General features: G+C 59.0%; 18 protein-coding genes. 8 read left to right on the top strand and 10 right to left on the bottom strand.

Going from position 1 to position 17,509, the window contains the following annotated elements; translation table 11 throughout:
- Positions 1 to 3: 3 nt before the first annotated feature.
- Both BHU62_RS20310 and BHU62_RS20305 read right to left on the bottom strand, forming a co-directional pair.
- Positions 4 to 552, bottom strand: coding sequence for a chorismate mutase (locus BHU62_RS20310; RefSeq protein WP_265341107.1), 549 nt, complete (start codon positions 550 to 552; stop codon positions 4 to 6).
- Between the two features lie 92 nt (positions 553 to 644).
- Positions 645 to 1,139: an anti-virulence regulator CigR family protein gene (locus BHU62_RS20305; RefSeq protein ID WP_073533991.1), complete on the bottom strand. Its 495-nt coding sequence runs from the start codon at positions 1,137 to 1,139 to the stop codon at positions 645 to 647.
- A gap of 444 nt (positions 1,140 to 1,583) precedes the next feature.
- On the opposite strand from BHU62_RS20305, the gene BHU62_RS20300 reads away from it, so the two are divergent.
- Positions 1,584 to 1,763: a hypothetical protein gene (locus BHU62_RS20300; protein ID WP_073533990.1), complete on the top strand. Its 180-nt coding sequence runs from the start codon at positions 1,584 to 1,586 to the stop codon at positions 1,761 to 1,763.
- Positions 1,764 to 1,818: 55 nt separating this feature from the next.
- On the opposite strand, the gene BHU62_RS20295 is transcribed toward BHU62_RS20300, so the two are convergent.
- Together BHU62_RS20295 and BHU62_RS20290 are read right to left on the bottom strand one after the other, a co-directional pair.
- Entirely contained in the window at positions 1,819 to 2,697 is an 879-nt protein-coding gene (locus BHU62_RS20295) for a nucleoside-specific channel-forming protein Tsx (RefSeq protein WP_073533989.1), read from the bottom strand.
- Positions 2,698 to 3,053: 356 nt separating this feature from the next.
- Positions 3,054 to 3,695 (bottom strand): HD domain-containing protein, encoded by a 642-nt coding sequence (locus tag BHU62_RS20290; protein WP_073533988.1) that lies wholly within the window; start codon positions 3,693 to 3,695, stop codon positions 3,054 to 3,056.
- Positions 3,696 to 3,810: 115 nt separating this feature from the next.
- On the opposite strand from BHU62_RS20290, the gene BHU62_RS20285 reads away from it, so the two are divergent.
- Complete coding sequence (locus tag BHU62_RS20285) at positions 3,811 to 4,791, top strand: GlxA family transcriptional regulator (RefSeq protein ID WP_088776073.1); 981 nt, start codon at positions 3,811 to 3,813, stop codon at positions 4,789 to 4,791.
- Positions 4,792 to 4,793: 2 nt separating this feature from the next.
- On the opposite strand, the gene BHU62_RS20280 is transcribed toward BHU62_RS20285, so the two are convergent.
- The 4 genes from BHU62_RS20280 to BHU62_RS20260 form a co-directional block, all read right to left on the bottom strand.
- On the bottom strand, positions 4,794 to 5,066 hold the full coding sequence (locus tag BHU62_RS20280) for a hypothetical protein (RefSeq protein ID WP_025160263.1): 273 nt from the start codon (positions 5,064 to 5,066) through the stop codon (positions 4,794 to 4,796).
- Positions 5,067 to 5,139: 73 nt separating this feature from the next.
- Complete coding sequence (gene yddG / locus BHU62_RS20275) at positions 5,140 to 6,033, bottom strand: aromatic amino acid DMT transporter YddG (RefSeq protein WP_073533986.1); 894 nt, start codon at positions 6,031 to 6,033, stop codon at positions 5,140 to 5,142.
- A gap of 92 nt (positions 6,034 to 6,125) precedes the next feature.
- Entirely contained in the window at positions 6,126 to 7,496 is a 1,371-nt protein-coding gene (locus BHU62_RS20270) for an APC family permease (RefSeq protein ID WP_073533985.1), read from the bottom strand.
- 308 nt (positions 7,497 to 7,804) lie between these two features.
- Positions 7,805 to 9,223, bottom strand: a complete 1,419-nt coding sequence (locus BHU62_RS20260) for a glutamine synthetase family protein (protein ID WP_073533984.1) — start codon at positions 9,221 to 9,223, stop codon at positions 7,805 to 7,807.
- Between the two features lie 219 nt (positions 9,224 to 9,442).
- On the opposite strand from BHU62_RS20260, the gene puuD reads away from it, so the two are divergent.
- Genes puuD through BHU62_RS20240 form a run of 4 tightly spaced genes read left to right on the top strand, consistent with a single transcriptional unit; the run spans position 9,443 to position 13,562 of the window.
- Positions 9,443 to 10,204, top strand: a complete 762-nt coding sequence (gene puuD, locus BHU62_RS20255) for a gamma-glutamyl-gamma-aminobutyrate hydrolase (RefSeq protein WP_025302552.1) — start codon at positions 9,443 to 9,445, stop codon at positions 10,202 to 10,204.
- On the top strand, positions 10,201 to 10,758 hold the full coding sequence (gene puuR, locus BHU62_RS20250; RefSeq protein WP_049288046.1) for an HTH-type transcriptional regulator PuuR: 558 nt from the start codon (positions 10,201 to 10,203) through the stop codon (positions 10,756 to 10,758). The genes puuD and puuR overlap by 4 nt, the downstream gene beginning before the upstream one ends.
- A 15-nt stretch (positions 10,759 to 10,773) precedes the next feature.
- Entirely contained in the window at positions 10,774 to 12,270 is a 1,497-nt protein-coding gene (gene puuC, locus BHU62_RS20245; protein WP_073533983.1) for an aldehyde dehydrogenase PuuC, read from the top strand.
- 11 nt (positions 12,271 to 12,281) lie between these two features.
- A complete protein-coding gene (locus tag BHU62_RS20240; RefSeq protein ID WP_073533982.1) occupies positions 12,282 to 13,562 on the top strand; it encodes an NAD(P)/FAD-dependent oxidoreductase in 1,281 nt (426 codons plus the stop codon).
- 43 nt (positions 13,563 to 13,605) lie between these two features.
- Here the strand turns inward: BHU62_RS20240 and BHU62_RS20235 are convergent, their stop codons facing one another.
- Together BHU62_RS20235 and BHU62_RS20230 are read right to left on the bottom strand one after the other, a co-directional pair.
- Positions 13,606 to 14,361: an SDR family NAD(P)-dependent oxidoreductase gene (locus tag BHU62_RS20235; protein WP_073533981.1), complete on the bottom strand. Its 756-nt coding sequence runs from the start codon at positions 14,359 to 14,361 to the stop codon at positions 13,606 to 13,608.
- 315 nt (positions 14,362 to 14,676) lie between these two features.
- Positions 14,677 to 15,105 (bottom strand): universal stress protein, encoded by a 429-nt coding sequence (locus BHU62_RS20230; protein ID WP_073533978.1) that lies wholly within the window; start codon positions 15,103 to 15,105, stop codon positions 14,677 to 14,679.
- Between the two features lie 251 nt (positions 15,106 to 15,356).
- Here BHU62_RS20230 and BHU62_RS20225 point away from each other — a divergent pair, with 251 nt between their 5' ends.
- Together BHU62_RS20225 and BHU62_RS20220 are read left to right on the top strand one after the other, a co-directional pair.
- Entirely contained in the window at positions 15,357 to 16,034 is a 678-nt protein-coding gene (locus tag BHU62_RS20225) for an isochorismatase family protein (protein WP_073533975.1), read from the top strand.
- Positions 16,035 to 16,524: 490 nt separating this feature from the next.
- The gene (locus BHU62_RS20220; RefSeq protein WP_073533970.1) at positions 16,525 to 17,466 is read left to right on the top strand and encodes a hypothetical protein; all 942 of its coding nucleotides are present in this window, start codon (positions 16,525 to 16,527) and stop codon (positions 17,464 to 17,466) included.
- Positions 17,467 to 17,509: the final 43 nt, after the last annotated feature.

The raw sequence follows: 17,509 nt of genomic DNA, 5'->3' as shown, positions 1-17,509 counted from the left end.
TGCTCAGCGTGCGCTGCCGGCCTTGACCGCCAACAGCGCATCCGCCAGCCGCCGCTTGTCGGCGGCGCTGAGGTTCACTTGATCCACCGGCGCCATAAACGCGGTCCGATCCGCTTCGCTGAGCGGGCCGGCGCGCAGGCGCTCCGCCAGCCGCTGCAATATCAGGCTGCTCAGCTGCGCGATCTGCGGACGCACCTGCGCCAATGGGCGCGGCTGCCAGCCGCTTTCCGGACTCGCCAACCAGTCGGCGCGGTAGCGATACTGGATCGCCTTGGCAGCGTCCATCTGCGCGGCGATAAAGGGCCGCACCGAGTCCGGCTCCAACCCCAAACGCTCCGCCTCCGCCTGCGCGCTGGCCAACACTTTGGCCTCCTGCGCCAAATCCTCGATCGGCAGATGCCGCTGCGCTTTATCACCGGCAACGTCTTTCATCAGCGACAGCCGTTGGTTCACCAACTCGCCGATAGCGGTGGCGCCGCCCGCCAACGCAGGAAAGCTGGTCAAACAACAGGCTATCAGCAACGCCCTGAACATGACGGTTCCCTTATGCAGTAAAAACGTAAGACGCAGATTTCACCACGTCAGCCTCGCACAGGCAAATAAAAAGGCCCCGCCGCAGCGAGGCCCGATCGCACGAGCCGCTCTTAGTTGAACACGCCATTGATCACGGAGGCGACAATCGCGGTGCTAAGCGCCACCAACACCAGATCGTCACCGGCGATGCGCCACTCATACCCTGAATACTGCGGCAACTCGCGCAGCATCGAGTACGGCACCACTTTTTTGGCAATGCCCGGCGGTAGCGGTTTGCCGCGCGCCAGATTCTTGGCGATGCCCGGCGGCAACGAACGGTAGCCGATCAGCCCATAGTTGCGCGCCAGCGAACGGGCGCGATCGCGCGAAAGGCTGACGGTGATCAGATTATCGTCATGACGATAGACGCCGTTATCGTATTGCCCTTTATTGCCTTTGTTACCGTGGTTGCCATTATTGCCATGATTCCCGTTATTGCCATTGCCGCCGTTGCCATGACCGTTGCCGTTACCATTGCCGCCCTTATCGGCCAGGGCCGGAGCAGACGATAGCCCCAACGAAGCAATCAGTGCCAACGCCGTCAGCGCCGTAAGACGTTTATTCATTTAATGAGATTCCTGCCTGGATGATTCTGTTTACTATAGTTGGCCTTCTCACTACGAAGTATAAGGAAAACTCCGAGATAACGGCGCGGGTTTTCGGCGCGCGCGCCAAAATGTTGTTTCAACGCAAAACGCCTCGAAAAATCCGAAACCGACATCAGATTTTTCTTGAAGAAAAATAAGCCTTCCGCTAGCGTGGAACGGTAACAAAAAAGAGTTAGCATGCTCTTTTTCGTCGCGCCTCAAATCTTATTTTTATCATCCACAATGATAATAGCGAACACTTCCCGCCCCTCCGTGCGGGATTCTTTTTTCCTGCCGTCACCGCGCCAATATGGTGCTTTATGTTGAGATTTGGTTGCCGATAATTTACATTCGCTGTCTGAGAAACCTCAACCTCCCGCAGTGGCCGAGCTGGCAACGGGCGGGCGTTCAGGAGCAAAAGACGTGCAAATGACCCTCATGGAATACATCACTCAGCATTTTAACGGCGATCTTCATCGTTATGCGCAGTCGGAAGGCGTCAGCCGTGAACAAATCATTAGTTGGATAAATAATGAATGTCACGTGATCAAAGGCAGGCTGTTTATGCCGGTGAGGCACCTCCCGGTTGAACAAGCCCAGTGATGACGAAAAAAAACCCCGCCGAAGCGGGGTTTTCTGTTTCTGATTACACGGAAAATCAGAAGTTATAGCCGACCACCAGGTAGTAACCCCAGCCGGTAGACTTGATCGGACCCTGCGGCAGGTTAATGTCCGCGCCATCCTGCCATTGGCCGCCGTTATGGAAGTAACGCGCCACGAAAGAATAGTGCCAGTGATCGTAGTTCAGCGCCAAAATATGGCTGGAGGCGATCGAGTTGCCGGTGCGCACCTGCTTGCCGTTGAGAGCAGTCCCGCTGTCCTTGCCCAGATCGGAGCCGAAGTCGAAGTTGGTGAAGCCGATGTAGCTCAGGTTGCCGCCCCATACCTGAGTCAGCGGCACGAAGTATTTCACCTTGAAGCGATAGCCGTCCCAGCTGTTCTCGTTGGCGGCCTGGTAGTTTTCCCACTGGTATTTGGCATAGATGTTCATCGACAGGCTCATCGGCAGGCCGGTGTCGATATCGGTGCCCAGACCCATGTACCAGGTGTTCTGGCGGCCGTCGGCGTTGTGGCCCAGATCATAGATGTAGTTGTTGGCGAAGTACCACTCTTTGAACGGCCCGAAGCTCAGATCGGTGCCGGTCAGTTTGTCGATGGAGAAGCGCGGTTCGATCTCCATAAACAGCGGGGAACCTTTGTCCCAGATGCCGCGATCCGGGGTGTTGCCCACGCCGAAGAACTTCGGCACATCAACGTAACCGTAGAAATCGAACCAGTCTTTCTTAGCGAAGGCTTCGTATTCGAGATACACGTCGTTGTTCAGTTGCGGCCCGAAGCGGGTGTGGTAGCTGCCCACCACGTTGACGCTCTGGTGCCACCAGTCGGAGACATATTGACTGTCTTTGCTATCAGCCATTGATGATGCACTGTAAGACGCTGCGAGCAGTACACCTGCTGCGAGAGCTATTTTTTTCATTTTATTACCACATGCTTAAAGGGCCATTTCCTGCCCGTTTAGAAAAGATGACAATGAGTCTGCCGACACCTGGCGTTGCCTTCATAAACAAACTCGGGTGACGCGCGCATTATAGAAACCACTTACTGTAATAATCTGTGATCCAGTTACGCATTTCGCGAATAGGTAATCGATTGCGTTCACATTTGTCAAATTATGTTTCATGCAAATTCACATTCGCTGTGATTTTTGTCATGCCCGGCGAGTTTTAGCGCAGTTTTTGTGCCAAATGTCATCAATCAGCAACAGAGGGGGAATACGGTGATCGAGGCGGAAAATGCCGGCGATGACTCGCCGGCGAGGGGGGCGGCCGCCGCTCAGGCAGGCCACATCGAACGACGGATCACGCTGCAGAAATTGCCCCGCACAAAGTTCGGATCCTTGTCCGCCAGCACGTCCGCCTTGACGTTGCCGAAGGTGCTGTCCGGTTTCTGCCGGATGCCGTCGTAAAACGCCTGAATGATCGCCTCTTTGAAGCTTTCCCCGCGCGGATGCAGCCCCACGACTTGCTCACGCAGCGCCGCGTCATAGGCCTGATAGTTGATCCCCAGTACATCCATTTCCACCCCGGCGGTCACCAGCGCGATCAGCGGATGCATGTATTGCGGGATCCCCGGCGTGGTGTGCAGCGCGATCGCCGTCCATACCAGATCGATCTCCTGACGGCTGACGCCGTGTCCGCGCAGAAACTCGGCCGCCGCATCGGCGCCGTCCACTTCGAAACGCTTGTCGCAGCTGCAGTGATCGTGCGTCAGTCCCAAATCGTGGAACAGGCAGCCGACGTACAGCAGCTCAGGATCGTAGGCCAGCTTGCGCTGCTGCCCCGCCAGCGCCGCCCAGTAATACACCCGGCTGGAGTGGTGAAACAGCAGCTCGGATTCGGTGTCGCGCACCAACTCGGTCGCCTGACGCGCCATCGCGCTGTCCGGCACGGTGATGCCGTTGATGGTTAAACTCATGGTTCGTTTCTCCCGTTGTCTGGAACCCGCTCAGATTAAGCGCTACACTCCACGTCCTCAATCATCATTAAATAACGATTAAGGACATCCCCCACCCTTCGGGATGCCGTATGCCATGAGTAAAACCATCGCTATTCTCGCCGTGCCGCAGGTGCAGCTGCTGGACGTTTCCGGCCCGCTGGATGTCTTCGCCGAGGCCAATCTGCAGGCCGGTTATGCCGCCTATCGTCTGCAGGTGGTGGGAAAGACGCTGGCGCCGATCGTGTCCTCATCCGGCGTCAAGCTCGTGCCGGATCTCGCCATCACCCAATGGCGTGAACAGGCGCTCGATACGCTGCTGGTCGCCGGCGCGCCGGGCATCGCCGACGGCGAAAGCGAAACGCGCACGCTGGATTGGCTGCGTCGGGTGGTGCCGCGCACCCGCCGTTACGGTTCGGTGTGCAGCGGCGCTTTTCTGCTGGCAGAAGCCGGCCTGCTGGATGGCCGGCAAATTACCACCCACTGGGCGGTGGCCGATCGGCTACGCCGGCGCTACCCCCAGGTCACGGTGGATAAAGACGCCATTTACGTGCGCGACGGGCGTCTGCAAACCGCCGCCGGCGTCACCTCAGGCCTGGACCTGGCGTTGATGATGGTGGAGGACGATTTGGGGCGTGAGATCGCGCAACGGGTCGCTGCCCAACTGGTGATGTTTTTCCGTCGTCCCGGCGGGCAGATGCAATTCAGCTATCGGGAACAGGCGACCCTGGCCGGACGCTCGATGCTGCAGGAAGTGCAACGCTGGGCAATCGACAATATCGGGTTACCGCACAACGTCGCCAGCCTGGCAGCCCGCGCCGGCGTCACGCCGCGCCATTTCAGCAGACTGTTCGGCAGCGAGGTCGGCATCTCTCCCGCCAAATGGCTCGAAGAAGCCCGCCTCGCCGAAGCACGCAGGTTGTTGGAACAAGGGGCATTGGCGCCGAAACAGGTGGCGGCGCATTGCGGTTTTTCCAGTGCGGAACTGATGCGGCGGGCGTTTATCCGCCGGCTGGGCGTGACGCCGGCGGACTATCGAAAGATGTTTCTCAGTAAAACGCTGCGGCGCGATGACTGAGATCAGTTCACCGCCGGCACCGCTTTGGCGATGTTTTCCTGGCGGAACGCCACCTCTTCACCGTTTTTGACTTCCCAGCTGGCGACCGGAATGTCGGTCTTAGGCGCCGCCGCAACGACCGAACCGTAAATCAGCTTGTCGTCGCGGCGCAAAATATACACGTCGAGCTGATACTCATGCCGCAGATTCGCCGTGGTCAGGCGCACGGTATCGCCGCGCTCATAGTGATGCGCGTCGATGTCGGGTTGCTGAATAAATTGAATGTCGCTTCTCATCGTCGTCGTTCCTTCAGGCAGCATTGCTAGTTAAATTCTAGTTCAACATTGCGGCACCGGCGGATAATTTCCGTTAATTTCCACGGGTTGCCCGCCAACAGATCAGCGAGCCGAGGGTGACCATCGCCACGCCTTGCCAGAAATTGACGGTCAGCGAGGTGTGCAACACCAGCGCGGCGAACACCGCCGACAGCACCGGGGTAAAATAAGAGACGGTGGCCAGCAACGTCATGTTGCCGTGCAGAATGCCGACGTTCCAGGCGGCGTACCCCGCTCCCATCGCCACCCCGGCGCACAGCAGCGTCACGGTCACGCCGGCGCTGAACTGCATGCCGCTTTCCGCGCTGAAGGCATACTTCAGCCACAGCGCCAGCGCGGTCAACACGATGAACACCACCACGCCGTTGCTGCCCTGGGCGATCTTCTTGGTCAGGTTGCAGTACAGCGCCCAGATCACCGCGCCGCTGAATGCCAGCGCGTAGCTCAGCGGGTTACTGCGCACGTTGGCCAGCATCTGCGCCGGCGACCAGCCGCCCTCGCCGCTCATGATCCAGCCGATGCCGAACAGCGACAACAGCAGCCCCGGCAGCAGCCACCATTTGGCCTTTTGCCCGTTGATCGCCAACGCCATCAGCACGGTGAAACAGGGCCACAGGTAGTTGATCATACCCACTTCTATCGCCTGCAGGCGGGTATTGGCATAGCCGAGCGACAGCGACAGACAAATTTCATAGCTGACGAACAGCAGGCTGCCGATGATGAGATAAGGCCGTGGAAAGCTGCGCCATTTTGGCACGCCGAGCGCTACCAGCAGAAAGGCCGCGCTGACGCTGTAGATCATCGCCGCGCCGCCGATTGGCCCCAGCCCTTCGCTGACGCTGCGGATCAGGCCGACGACGCTGCTCCACAGCACAATGGCCAACAAACCGAACAGCGTGGCGCGGGTGCGCGAGGGCAAAGCGGGCATAAGGCAGGTCCAATGGGTTATTTTTTATCAGGTTTTTCACTCTACTGTCGCACGCGCCAAAAAGAAAGGCGGGAAACTCCCGCCTGATGGATTTATTGCTGCGGCTGCCGCTCGAGCTGCGGTGGCGGCTGGCGAAAACGCCGGGTCAGCCAGGCCAAATAGCCGAAGCCCAGCGTTGCCCAAATAAGCCCCATGGTCAGCGAACTCTTCTCCAGGTTCAGCCACAGCACGCCCACCGTCAGCGCGCCCACCAGCGGCAGGAACAGGAAGTTGAAGCGATCCTTCCAGCTTTTATTGCGCCCTTCGCGGATAAAGAAGTGGCTGATCACCGACAGGTTGACGAAGGTAAAGGCCACCAGCGCGCCGAAGTTGATCAGCGCCGTGGCGGTCACCAGATCGAACGACAGCGCCGACAACGCCACCAGCCCGACCATCAGCACGTTCAGCGCCGGCGTGCGCCACTTAGGGTGGATGTAACCAAAGAATTTCTCCGGGAACACGTTGTCGCGCCCCATTACGTACAGCAGGCGCGAAACGCTGGCGTGCGACGCCAGGCCGGAGGCCAGCGTATTGATAAAGGTCACGCAGAGGAAAATCGACTGGAACAGCTTGCCGCCGACGTACAGTGCGATCTCCGGCAGCGCGGCGTCGGGCTGGTGGAAGCGTTGAATGGACGGGAAAAACAGCTGAATGAAGAACGACACGCTGATAAAGATCACCCCGCCGTACAGCGCGGTCAGGAAGATGGCGCGCGGGATCACCTTGGCGGCGTCGGGCGTCTCTTCGCACAACGTGGTGACCGCGTCAAAACCGAGGAACGAGAAGCACAGAATGGTGGCGCCGGTGATGATCGGCAGCAGGTGCGCATTCTCGCTGAGGAACGGCCGCAGGCTCCACACCGTGCCCATCCCCTCGCCGTTGTGCAGACCGCGCACCACCAGATAGATGAACACCAGAATGATCGCCACCTGCGCCAGTACGAACAGGGTATTGAAGTTGGCCACCAAATTGACGCTCTTGAGGTTGATGGCGGTAATCAGGACAACGAAGCCTACCACCCACACCCAGGGCGGCACTTCCGGGAACAGCGCGGTCAGGTAAATCTTCGCCAACAGCGTGTTGATCATCGGCAGGAACAGATAATCAAGCAACGACGACCACCCCACCAGAAAACCGACGTGCGGGTTGATCGCCTTCTGCGCATAGGTGTAGGCGGAACCGGCGGTGGGAAACTGGCGCACCAGTTTGCCGTAGCTGATGGCGGTGAACAGCACGCCGGCCAGCGCCAGCAGGTAGGAGGTCGGCACATGGCCGTCGGTGAGGCCGGAGACGATACCGAAGGTGTCGAACACCGTCATCGGCGTCAGATAGGCCAGGCCCATCATCACCACCTGCCACAGCTTGAGGGATTTGCGCAGCTGCGGTTTGCCCGCCAGGCCACCGTCGATGGCTTTAATCGTCATGGCGTTTCCCCTCTTGGTCCTCTGCTGTCAACCGTGCAACGTCATTCAGAGAGGCCGCGGGGAAACTGCTGCTCAGGCGGCGGGACAAACGATTCGGGGTCGCTGCCGGGCGGCCGGCGGCCGGCCCGTAGGCGCTGCGGCACAGGCAAACGCCTGCGCATGGGGATGGCTGAGTCATGGTTATTTCCTCGTCGGCGTCCTGTACGCCGTGATAGAAGAAATTCTGTACCGCTGCGCGCAGCCTCACCGGCCACAGGAGAGCCAGTGAAATGCGCCGGACGCGCGCGGTAGTCGCAGGGTGAGCGGGATCAGGCGTTTTTCAGCATCCACTCGATTTCGGTTTCGGTGATCAGGCGCTCGAACTGCACCAGCTCATCGGTTTTGCAGGCCAGATAGACATGGCTAAAGCGTTCGCCCAGTAGCGCATTGAGCACCGGCTGATGTTCGAACTCGTACAGCGCGTCGCTCTGGCGGATCGGGAACGGCAGCCCGTCCTGTTCCAAACCGTTGCCGGTCACCGGTTCAGGCAACGGCAGCGCGGTTTCCAGACCATAGACGATGCCGGCCAGAATGGTCGCCATCACCAGATAAGGGTTGGCATCGGCCCCCGCCACGCGATACTCCACGCGGTGGTTGTCGCGATCGCCGCAGGGAATGCGCAGCGCCACGGTGCGGTTGTTATGCCCCCAGGAGGCCTGGGTCGGTACATACATGCCGGGCTGGAAGCGGCGGTAGGCGTTGACGTTCGGCGCCAACAATGCCATCGAGGACGGCATCAGGGCGATCATGCCGGCCAGCGCCTGTTTCAGCAGCGCCGAATCCTCACCGTCGTCGTCGGCGAACACGTTGTTGCCTTGCGCGTCCAGCATGCTGATGTGCACATGCATGCCGCTGCCGGCGTGCTCCTCATATGGCTTGGCCATAAAGGTGGCCTGCATGTTGTGGTTCTCGGCCACCATGCGCACCAGCCGCTTCAACGCCAGCGCATGATCGCAGGCCTGCAGCACGTCGTCGGTATGATGCAGGTTGACCTCGAACTGCCCCGGCGACGCTTCCGCCACCGCGCCGTCCGCCGGAATGCCCTGCAAACGCGCCAGCTCGTCGATCTCGCTCAGCACGTCGGCGAAGTGGTTCAGGTTATCGACGGAGTACACCTGGCTTTGGGTATTACGCTCCTGGGTGCCCGGCGCGCACGGCGGCTGCAGATACCCCTCCGCATCGCGTTGACGATCGATGAGATAGAACTCCAACTCTACCGCTACCACGGGGGATAGCCCGCGCTGACGCAAACGCTGCCACACACGGTTCAGCACATTGCGCGGTTCAACGTCAAAGGGAGTGCCATCTTCATCCAGCATGGTGAGCAGCACCTGTGCGATATACTGCGGATCCGCCGCCGACGGCGTCAGCGTGCCCGGTACCGGCACGCAGACGTGATCCGGTTCGCCCAATTCCTGCCCTAATCCCCCCTCTTCCACCACGTTGCCGAGAATGTCCATCGCAAACACCGAGGCCGGGAAATAGCAGCCTTTCTCCAGTTTGAGCAGGCCGCCGACCGGAATGCGTTTGCCGCGGAAGCTGCCGTTCAGATCGGTCAACAGCACGTCGACATGTTGGGTTAACGGATAACGTTCCAGGTACTTCTTCACTTCGCGCTGGAACGCACTACTTCGTCTCTCTTCACTGTGCTGAACAAAGTTTTCCACTTCTACGATGTTGGTCTGCATGGTTCACCCGCCGTTTGTGTTTTGCTGTCGTCGATGTTTATTGACCGTCTTGTTCAATATAATGCCCACAAATGAAACGTAGATGAAACAAATTTGTTTTGCAAGTGTTACTTTTGGTTTGAATATTGGCCAATCGACTGCTAGATTTATAGAATATTGAACGAAATCGGCGGTAGAGAAGCTTATCGTTCATAATTTCGAACGTACCAAGGGGATAGCATGGACAATATATTTAACAGACCAGTCATCGGCGTCGTCATGTGCAGGTATAGGTTAAACGGGCACCTCACACAGACCTTGCAAGAAAAGTACCTGAATGCCGTTATCACCGCCGGCGGCTTGCCGATCGCCCTGCCGCACGCGCTGGCGGAGCCGGAAATGCTGGCGGAACTGCTGCCGCGCCTCGACGGCATTTTGCTGCCGGGCAGCCCCAGCAATGTGCAGCCGCACCTTTATGGTGAAAACGGCGATGAGCCTGACGCCGATCCTGGCCGAGACGCGTTGAGCCTGGCGCTGATCCGCCAGGCGTTCGACAGGCGCATTCCCCTTTTCGCCATTTGCCGCGGCATGCAGGAGATGGTGGTCGCCACCCAAGGCACCCTGCATCGCCGCCTGTACGAACTGCCCGAGCTGCTGGAGCATCGTGAAGATCACGACCTGCCGCTGGAACAGCAATACGCCCCCGCCCACGAAGTCATCGTTCAGGAAGGGGGGCTACTTTCGCAACTGATACCGGATTGCAACAGATTCTGGGTGAACTCGCTGCACGGCCAGGGCGCCAAAACCCTGGGCGCGAGCGTTCGCATCGAGGCGCACGCCGCCGACGGGCTGGTGGAGGCGATCAGCGTGCGCGATCAGCCCTTCGCGCTCGGCGTGCAGTGGCACCCGGAGTGGAACAGCGACGAGTACGCCCTGTCGCGCCTGTTGTTTGATGGTTTCATCACCGCCTGTCGGAACTATCAAAAGGAAAAACGCCCATGAGCGACGTCAGCTTGGCACCGGGAAAACGTCTGTCGCAGATCCGTCAACAATTGGGGTTGTCGCAGCGCCGGGTCGCCGAACTGTCTGGGTTAACCCACAGCGCCATCAGTACTATCGAGCAGGACAAGGTCAGCCCGGCCATCAGCACGCTGCAAAAATTGCTGACGGTGTACGGTCTGTCGCTGTCGGCGTTTTTCGCCGAGCCGGAAAAGCCGACGGAGCCGCAGATCGTAATCGGCAGTGACGATCTGATCGAAATCGGCAGCCAGGGCGTTTCGATGAAGCTGATCCACAATGGCGACCCGAACCGCACGCTGGCGATGATGATTGAGACCTACGAGCCGGGCACCACCACCGGCGAGCGCATCAAACACCAGGGGGAAGAGATCGGCACGCTGCTGGAAGGCGAAGTGGTGCTGCAGGTCAACGGCCAGAGCTATCACCTGCTGGCCGGGCAGAGCTACGCCATCAACACCGGCATCCCCCACAGTTTCAGCAACACGTCGGCGCGCATTTGCCGGATTATCAGCGCCCATACGCCGACGACATTCTGATCAACGGAGCCAGGCATGAACTTTCACCATTTGCAGTATTGGCAACAACGGGCGCAGGCCCTGAAGATTGAGCACCAGCTGTTTATCGACGGCCGCTACCAGCCGGCCGCCGCGGGGAAAAGTTTCGCCGTGGAAGATCCCGCCGGTCGCCGTGAGCTGGCACAGGTCGCGTGCGGCGAAGCCGCCGACATCGATCGGGCGGTCAGCGCGGCACGCACCGCTTTTGAACGCGGCGATTGGGCGCAGGCCGCGCCGGCGCAGCGCAAAGCCACGCTGCTGCGCTTCGCCGAGCTGATGGAACAGCATCACGAAGAGCTGGCGCTGCTGGAAACGCTGGACACCGGCAAACCGATTCGCCACAGCCTGCGCGACGACGTGCCGGGCGCCATTCGCTGCATCCGCTGGTACGCCGAAGCGATCGATAAGGTCTACGGTGAAATCGCCCCCACCGGCCGCGATGCGCTGGCGCTGATCGAGCGCGAACCGATCGGCGTGGTCGGCGCCATCGTGCCCTGGAACTTCCCGCTGCTGCTGGCCTGCTGGAAACTTGGCCCGGCGCTGGCCGCCGGCAACAGCGTGGTGCTCAAACCCTCCGAGAAATCGCCGCTGAGCGCCATCCTGCTCGGCAAACTGGCGCAGCGGGCCGGGCTGCCGGACGGCGTGCTGAACGTGGTGCCCGGCTATGGCCACGACGCGGGCAAGGCGCTGGCGCTGCACCGCGACGTCGACGCCCTCACCTTTACCGGCTCCACGCCGGTGGCAAAACAGCTGATGATCTACGCCGGTGAATCGAACATGAAACGCGTCTGGCTGGAAGCCGGCGGCAAGAGCGCCAACATCGTCTTCGCCGATTGCCCGGATCTGGATCAGGCCGCCCGCAGCGCCGCCGCCGGCATCTTTTATAATCAGGGGCAGGTGTGCATCGCCGGCACTCGCCTGCTGGTGGAGGCGAGCATTCAGCAAGCGTTCCTGCAGGCGCTGCGCAAACACGCGGCGGCCTTCGTTCCCGGCGATCCGCTCGATCCCGCCACGGTGATGGGCACGTTGATCGACAGCGGCCACTGCGAGAAAGTGGCCGGTTATATCGAGCAGGGGCTGAACCAGGGCGCCGCGCTGTTCCTCGACGGGCGCCACCATCCGCAGGGCGACCATGCCGGCTATCTGGGGCCGACCATCCTCACCCAAGTGAACAACGCCATGAGCGTAGCGCGCGATGAAATCTTCGGCCCGGTACTGGCGGTGACTACATTCGACGACGAGCAACAGGCGCTGCAGCTGGCCAACGACAGCGACTACGGCCTCGGCGCCGCGGTCTGGACCCGCGATCTGGCGCGCGCGCACCGCATGGCGCGCCAACTGAAAGCCGGTACGGTGTTCGTCAACAACTACAACGACGGCGACATGACCGTGCCGTTCGGCGGCTATAAACAGAGCGGCAACGGCCGCGACAAATCGCTGCACGCGCTGGACAAGTTCACCGAATTGAAAACCACCTGGATCTCGCTGGAATAAGGGCTCATATCATGACTGAACACGTAAAAAGCTATTATGCGGCCACGGCCAACGCCCATCAGCCCTATCCGCAACTGAATGAATCGATCGAATGCGACGTCTGCGTGATCGGCGGCGGCTATACCGGCCTCTCCTCCGCACTGTTTCTGGTGGAAGCCGGTTACAACGTGGTGCTGCTGGAAGCGGCGCGCATCGGATACGGCGCCAGCGGCCGCAATGGCGGCCAGTTGGTCAACTCTTACAGCCGCGACATCGATGTGATTGAAGAGCGCTACGGCGCGGAAAGCGCCCGCTTGCTCGGCAGCATGATGTTTGAAGGCGCGGAGATCATCCGTAGCCGCATCAGCCGCTACGCCATCGACTGCGACTACCGCCCCGGCGGCATCTTCGCCGCACTGAACAACAAACAGTTCCATACGCTGATCGAACAAAAGCGCAACTGGGAGCGCTACGGCAATACCCAACTCGAGCTGCTCGATGCGGATCGGGTACGCCAGGAGGTCGCCAGCGATCGCTACGTCGGCGCACTGCTCGATCACAGCGGCGGCCACATCCATCCGCTCAACCTGGCGCTGGGTGAAGCCGAGGCGATTCGCCTGCAGGGAGGGCGCATCTTCGAACAATCGGCGGTGACGAACATCCGCCACGGCGAACCGGCGCTCATCAGCACCGCCAACGGCCAGGTGAAGGCGCGCTTCGTCATCGTCGCCGGCAACGCCTATCTGGGCGATAAGCTGGAACCGCGGCTGGCGAAGCGCAGCATGCCGTGCGGCACTCAGGTGGTGACCACCGAGCCGCTGGCACCGGAGATAGCGCAGGCGCTGATCCCGCAGAACTACTGCGTGGAAGACTGTAACTACCTGTTGGATTACTACCGCATCACCGCCGATCATCGCCTGCTGTACGGCGGTGGCGTGGTGTACGGCGCGCGCGATCCGGACGACATCGACAACCTGATCCGGCCTAAGCTGCTGAAGACCTTCCCGCAGCTGAAAGGGGTGCGTATCGACTATCGCTGGACCGGCAACTTCCTGCTGACGCTGTCGCGCATGCCGCAGTTCGGCCGGCTGGAGAATAACGTGTACTACATGCAAGGTTACAGCGGCCACGGCGTGACCTGCACCCATCTGGCGGGCAAGCTGATCGCCGAGCTGATGCGCGGCGACGCCGAACGCTTCGACGCCTTCGCCAAGCTGCCGCACCTGCCGTTCTTCGGCGGGCGCAATCTGCAGATCCCGTTCACCGCCATCGGCGCGGCTTACTACACGCTGCGCGACCGCATCGGCGTCTAAAACAGCAGGCCCGGTCATCCTGACCGGGCCTGTGCGTTAACGCTTAAACGATCTTCGGTTGGCCGTCCGAGGCGGTCGCCCCGCCATCGACCGGGATGTTGGCGCCATTGATAAAGCTGGCGTCGTCGCTGGCCAGAAACGCCATCACCGCCGCCACTTCTTCCGGCTCCGCCGCGCGGCCCAGCGCGATGCGCTCATTGAACTTGTCGCGGATTTCCTGCGGCCAGCCATTGGTCATGTTGGTTTTCACCAGGCTCGGGCAAACCGAGTTGATACGCACGCCGTCACCGCCGTGATCCAGCGCCATGGCGCGCGTCAGGTTGACCACCGCGCCTTTCGCCGCGCAGTAATAAGCCGCACCCCAGTCGCCGCCCAGGCCGGACACCGACGCGGTATTGACGATGCAGCCTTTGGTTTTCAGCAGGTGCGGCAACGCGAATTTGGAGCAGAACACCACGCCGTCGATATCGACCCCGGCGATGCGACGCCAGTCGTCGATGCTGGTTTCCAGCACACTGCCCGCCACGTGCACGCCGGCGTTGTTCAGCAAGACATCGATGCGGCCCAGTTTTTCCGCCACCTCGTTCATCATTTTTTCAACCGCGATGTGATCGGACACGTCGATGTGCACCGCCATCGCCCGGCCCTTCGGCAGCGAAGCGGCTACCTTATCTACCGCCTCTTTGGCCCAGTCGGCCAGCACCACGATGGCGCCTTCGGCGGAGAACCGCCGCGCCGCCGCTTCCCCCATGCCGTTGCCCGCACCAGTGATAACCACGACTTTATTGTCAAAACGCATGAGACCTCCTCCATGTGAACGTATTTATATAAGTCATACAAATCTCATTACCCCGAGGATAAGACGCCCCTCCGCTGAGAGCCAGTCAAAACGTGCGGTTTATTAACTAAAAGGAGGTATAGCAGCCATTTCAATGCGCTGGATTAACCTTTATCGGATTTTAGCCAACGCATTGATGGATAAAATAAAATTACGGCAATTCACTATTCGCAGAACGGATTGTCAGCAAGGGGGATTATTGCGGGCGTGAACATATAGCCACCAAGAGATAAGCGATGTGAATGTAAAACGGCAGCCGCCCGCAGGCGGCCGCGGCTATTTCTTCTCGATAGGGATCACCAGCAGATCGACGTTCAGCTCGTTAATCGCCTGGCGCGCCGAGGAAACCAACCGGCTCCAGATATCGTGATGATGACCGAAGATCACCAGATCGAACCCCTTATCCTTCGCCACCCGGTTCAGTTCCTCCGTCAGCGCGCCGCGGCTGACGATCACCTCTTCGACCGGATAGGAGGACTGGCCTTTGATCGCGTTGAGCATGTTCTTCACCCGTTCCGAAAACGTGCGATCGGTGTAGTTGTAATCTCCCACGCCCAGATCGACGTAATACCCGGCGCGATGAATATCGATATAGATCAGGGAAAGCTTGGCATTGAGCGCGGCGGCCAGCCTGGCGCCCTTGCCGAGCAGGAACTCGGCATCTTCGCTGAGATCCGTGGCGACAACGATATGCTGATAAGCCATGATGGCGGCCCTCGCATCAAACCCGTGAACAGAATGGCGCTCCCTGCCGCATGTTTCTCATGCACTTTAAGTTTAGCTCAGCGTCGGGCCCCTCGCCCGCCCGACATTGTTGCATCTATGGAACGATGCATCCCGCCTTTGCGCTCTACCGGATTTTTCTCCCTGCCCTACACTGTAGGCAAGTGCTGAGTTTCAGCCTTATCAATCAAGGCAAATGCCTGCTTACCTTACAATGACAGAAGGAAAAAACCATGAGCACCCCAGCCAACTTCAACGGCCATCGTCCTGTTATTGATGCCAATGACGCGGTCATGCTGCTGATCGATCACCAAAGCGGCCTGTTCCAAACCGTCGCCGACATGCCGATGACCGAACTGCGCGCCCGTGCCGCCGCGCTGGCCAGCATTGCCACCCTCAGCAAACTGCCGGTGATCACCACCGCCTCAGTGCCGCAAGGCCCCAACGGCCCGCTGATCCCGGAAATCCATCAGAATGCGCCGCACGCGCAATACGTCGCCCGTAAAGGGGAGATCAACGCTTGGGACAACCCGGACTTCGTGGCGGCGGTCAAGGCCACCGGCCGCAAAACGCTGATCATCGCCGGCACCATCACCAGCGTCTGTATGGCCTTCCCGTCCATCAGCGCGGTGGCCGAAGGCTATAAAGTCTTCGCGGTGATCGACGCCTCAGGCACCTACTCGAAAATGGCGCAGGAAATTACCCTGGCGCGCGTGGTACAGGCCGGCGTGGTGCCGATCGACACCGCCGGCGTAGCCTCCGAGCTGCAAGGCAGCTGGAACCGTGCCGACGCTCAGCAGTGGGCCGAGGTCTACACCCACATCTTCCCGGCTTACCAACTGCTGATCGAGAGCTATCTCAAGGCCCAGGACGTGGTGAAAAACAACGAACCTCTGGACTCGCAGCGCTGAGGTCATCCTGGTAAAACCCGGCGCCAGGCCGGGTTTTTCTTATCGGCAGCCCGCCCTCTCTGGCAAAAACGCCTAATTTCGCTTGCCGCTGAAAAATTTTTTAAGTAAAAACTGAAAAAAATAAAATCCCCCGATAAAAAGCCATAACCAATGGTTTTAAATAGATAATGCCTTCATTTTTTCAAAAACGAGTGCATGAATGGTGAAAATAAAAATGGTAAGCAACCGGGATTAATAAAAGAGGAATTGAATCCCTTGTGAAATTAATTATGATACTTAACAGTGAAATATCCTCAAGCAGCACACAAACCTATAAAATAGAGTGCTAATAAATCATGCACTCATCATGACCCATTAAATAAAAGCCACCCCGGTCCGCGGGCTTAAATTAAATAATCACCTATACTCTTTCTGCTGCGAAAATATCGCAGGCACCTCTTTATTATTCGTCATGCCTTTTATGACAACCACAGCAATAAAGGAGTTAACTATGGGTACCCTGGTTCAAATTAACGTACAAAATAACAGCCCTGCTCTGCAGAACTTCTTCTTTTTCCAGCAACCTTCCGTTTATGTCGGCGGCGCAGAGGTCTATTCAAACAGCCTTTTATCAACAACTATCCTGCCTTCTTCTCAAGGCGGTAGCGTCTATACCTTCTTGCTGGATTTTCAGTACTACGCCGGCGTGCAACAGCAGGTCGCCCCGCCGCAGATCGGGCAACCGTCCGGTTACTCATCAGCGATTCAGCCGATCGACCTCACCCCAGCGGCAGGAGGAGCCGCAACCAACAACAGCACGAACATGATTGTCAGTCCCGCGCTCGGCCTTACACCTGCGACCCAAGCGCAAGGGGTACAGCCCGGCGCATTCCGCATCGTTTCTCCGACCTATAATCCACTACTGGAAAAGTACAATGGCGGCTCTGCCGTACGGTTGGTCAACGGTACCGTCGTGCTGTCGAACTTCGTTACGGTCAATCCCGGCAGCAACCTGGATTGCCAGCCCATTCTGCAATTCTACGTACAAACCGGGAATTACACGTCAGGCACCGTGATGAACTTCACCAGTTCCTCGGTCAACGCCGCACTGTGCGATGCCACAACGGGTTTCCTGACCTTCAACGTCACCTATAACGCAAACGGCACCTGGACCGTCGTGCCCAGCACCAATCGCGCCGTATTACGTTCCCATACCAGCGAAAGCGCACACGTCCATGCCGTGGCACCAAACGCTGAAATCAAAAACGAAGCAGGAACCAGAGTGATCAGCCAGGGATATGCGAATAACTTCCACTCGCCGATCACCATCAGTAACCTGACTGATCAATCTGCCATTCATCTTCATGGTGAATACCAAATCGGGCAACCCGGAGGGCATTTCACTGGGCGGATGTGTATTGCCAAAGCGGATGGCAGCGCCACATTTAAATAAATAACGCCAGGCACTTAACGACTCTATTATATACATCACCTTC

It is taken from the genome of Serratia marcescens (genome assembly GCF_001902635.1).
GTDB lineage: Bacteria > Pseudomonadota > Gammaproteobacteria > Enterobacterales > Enterobacteriaceae > Serratia > Serratia marcescens_F.
The sequence above is the reverse complement of the archived record's forward strand: the minus strand, read 5'-3'. Positions and strand labels throughout refer to the sequence as shown.

What these genes read in the sequence shown, in the direction of transcription:
- puuD (WP_025302552.1), top strand. Translation starts at nt 9,443, where the DNA reads ATGGACAATATATTTAACAGACCAGTCATCGGCGTCGTCATGTGCAGG.
- BHU62_RS20235 (WP_073533981.1), bottom strand. Translation starts at nt 14,361, where the DNA reads ATGCGTTTTGACAATAAAGTCGTGGTTATCACTGGTGCGGGCAACGGC.
- BHU62_RS20240 (WP_073533982.1), top strand. Translation starts at nt 12,282, where the DNA reads ATGACTGAACACGTAAAAAGCTATTATGCGGCCACGGCCAACGCCCAT.
- BHU62_RS20305 (WP_073533991.1), bottom strand. Translation starts at nt 1,139, where the DNA reads ATGAATAAACGTCTTACGGCGCTGACGGCGTTGGCACTGATTGCTTCG.
- BHU62_RS20295 (WP_073533989.1), bottom strand. Translation starts at nt 2,697, where the DNA reads ATGAAAAAAATAGCTCTCGCAGCAGGTGTACTGCTCGCAGCGTCTTAC.
- BHU62_RS20260 (WP_073533984.1), bottom strand. Translation starts at nt 9,223, where the DNA reads ATGCAGACCAACATCGTAGAAGTGGAAAACTTTGTTCAGCACAGTGAA.
- puuR (WP_049288046.1), top strand. Translation starts at nt 10,201, where the DNA reads ATGAGCGACGTCAGCTTGGCACCGGGAAAACGTCTGTCGCAGATCCGT.
- BHU62_RS20220 (WP_073533970.1), top strand. Translation starts at nt 16,525, where the DNA reads ATGGGTACCCTGGTTCAAATTAACGTACAAAATAACAGCCCTGCTCTG.
- puuC (WP_073533983.1), top strand. Translation starts at nt 10,774, where the DNA reads ATGAACTTTCACCATTTGCAGTATTGGCAACAACGGGCGCAGGCCCTG.
- BHU62_RS20290 (WP_073533988.1), bottom strand. Translation starts at nt 3,695, where the DNA reads ATGAGTTTAACCATCAACGGCATCACCGTGCCGGACAGCGCGATGGCG.
- BHU62_RS20270 (WP_073533985.1), bottom strand. Translation starts at nt 7,496, where the DNA reads ATGACGATTAAAGCCATCGACGGTGGCCTGGCGGGCAAACCGCAGCTG.
- BHU62_RS20230 (WP_073533978.1), bottom strand. Translation starts at nt 15,105, where the DNA reads ATGGCTTATCAGCATATCGTTGTCGCCACGGATCTCAGCGAAGATGCC.
- BHU62_RS20285 (WP_088776073.1), top strand. Translation starts at nt 3,811, where the DNA reads ATGAGTAAAACCATCGCTATTCTCGCCGTGCCGCAGGTGCAGCTGCTG.
- BHU62_RS20280 (WP_025160263.1), bottom strand. Translation starts at nt 5,066, where the DNA reads ATGAGAAGCGACATTCAATTTATTCAGCAACCCGACATCGACGCGCAT.
- BHU62_RS20225 (WP_073533975.1), top strand. Translation starts at nt 15,357, where the DNA reads ATGAGCACCCCAGCCAACTTCAACGGCCATCGTCCTGTTATTGATGCC.
- yddG (WP_073533986.1), bottom strand. Translation starts at nt 6,033, where the DNA reads ATGCCCGCTTTGCCCTCGCGCACCCGCGCCACGCTGTTCGGTTTGTTG.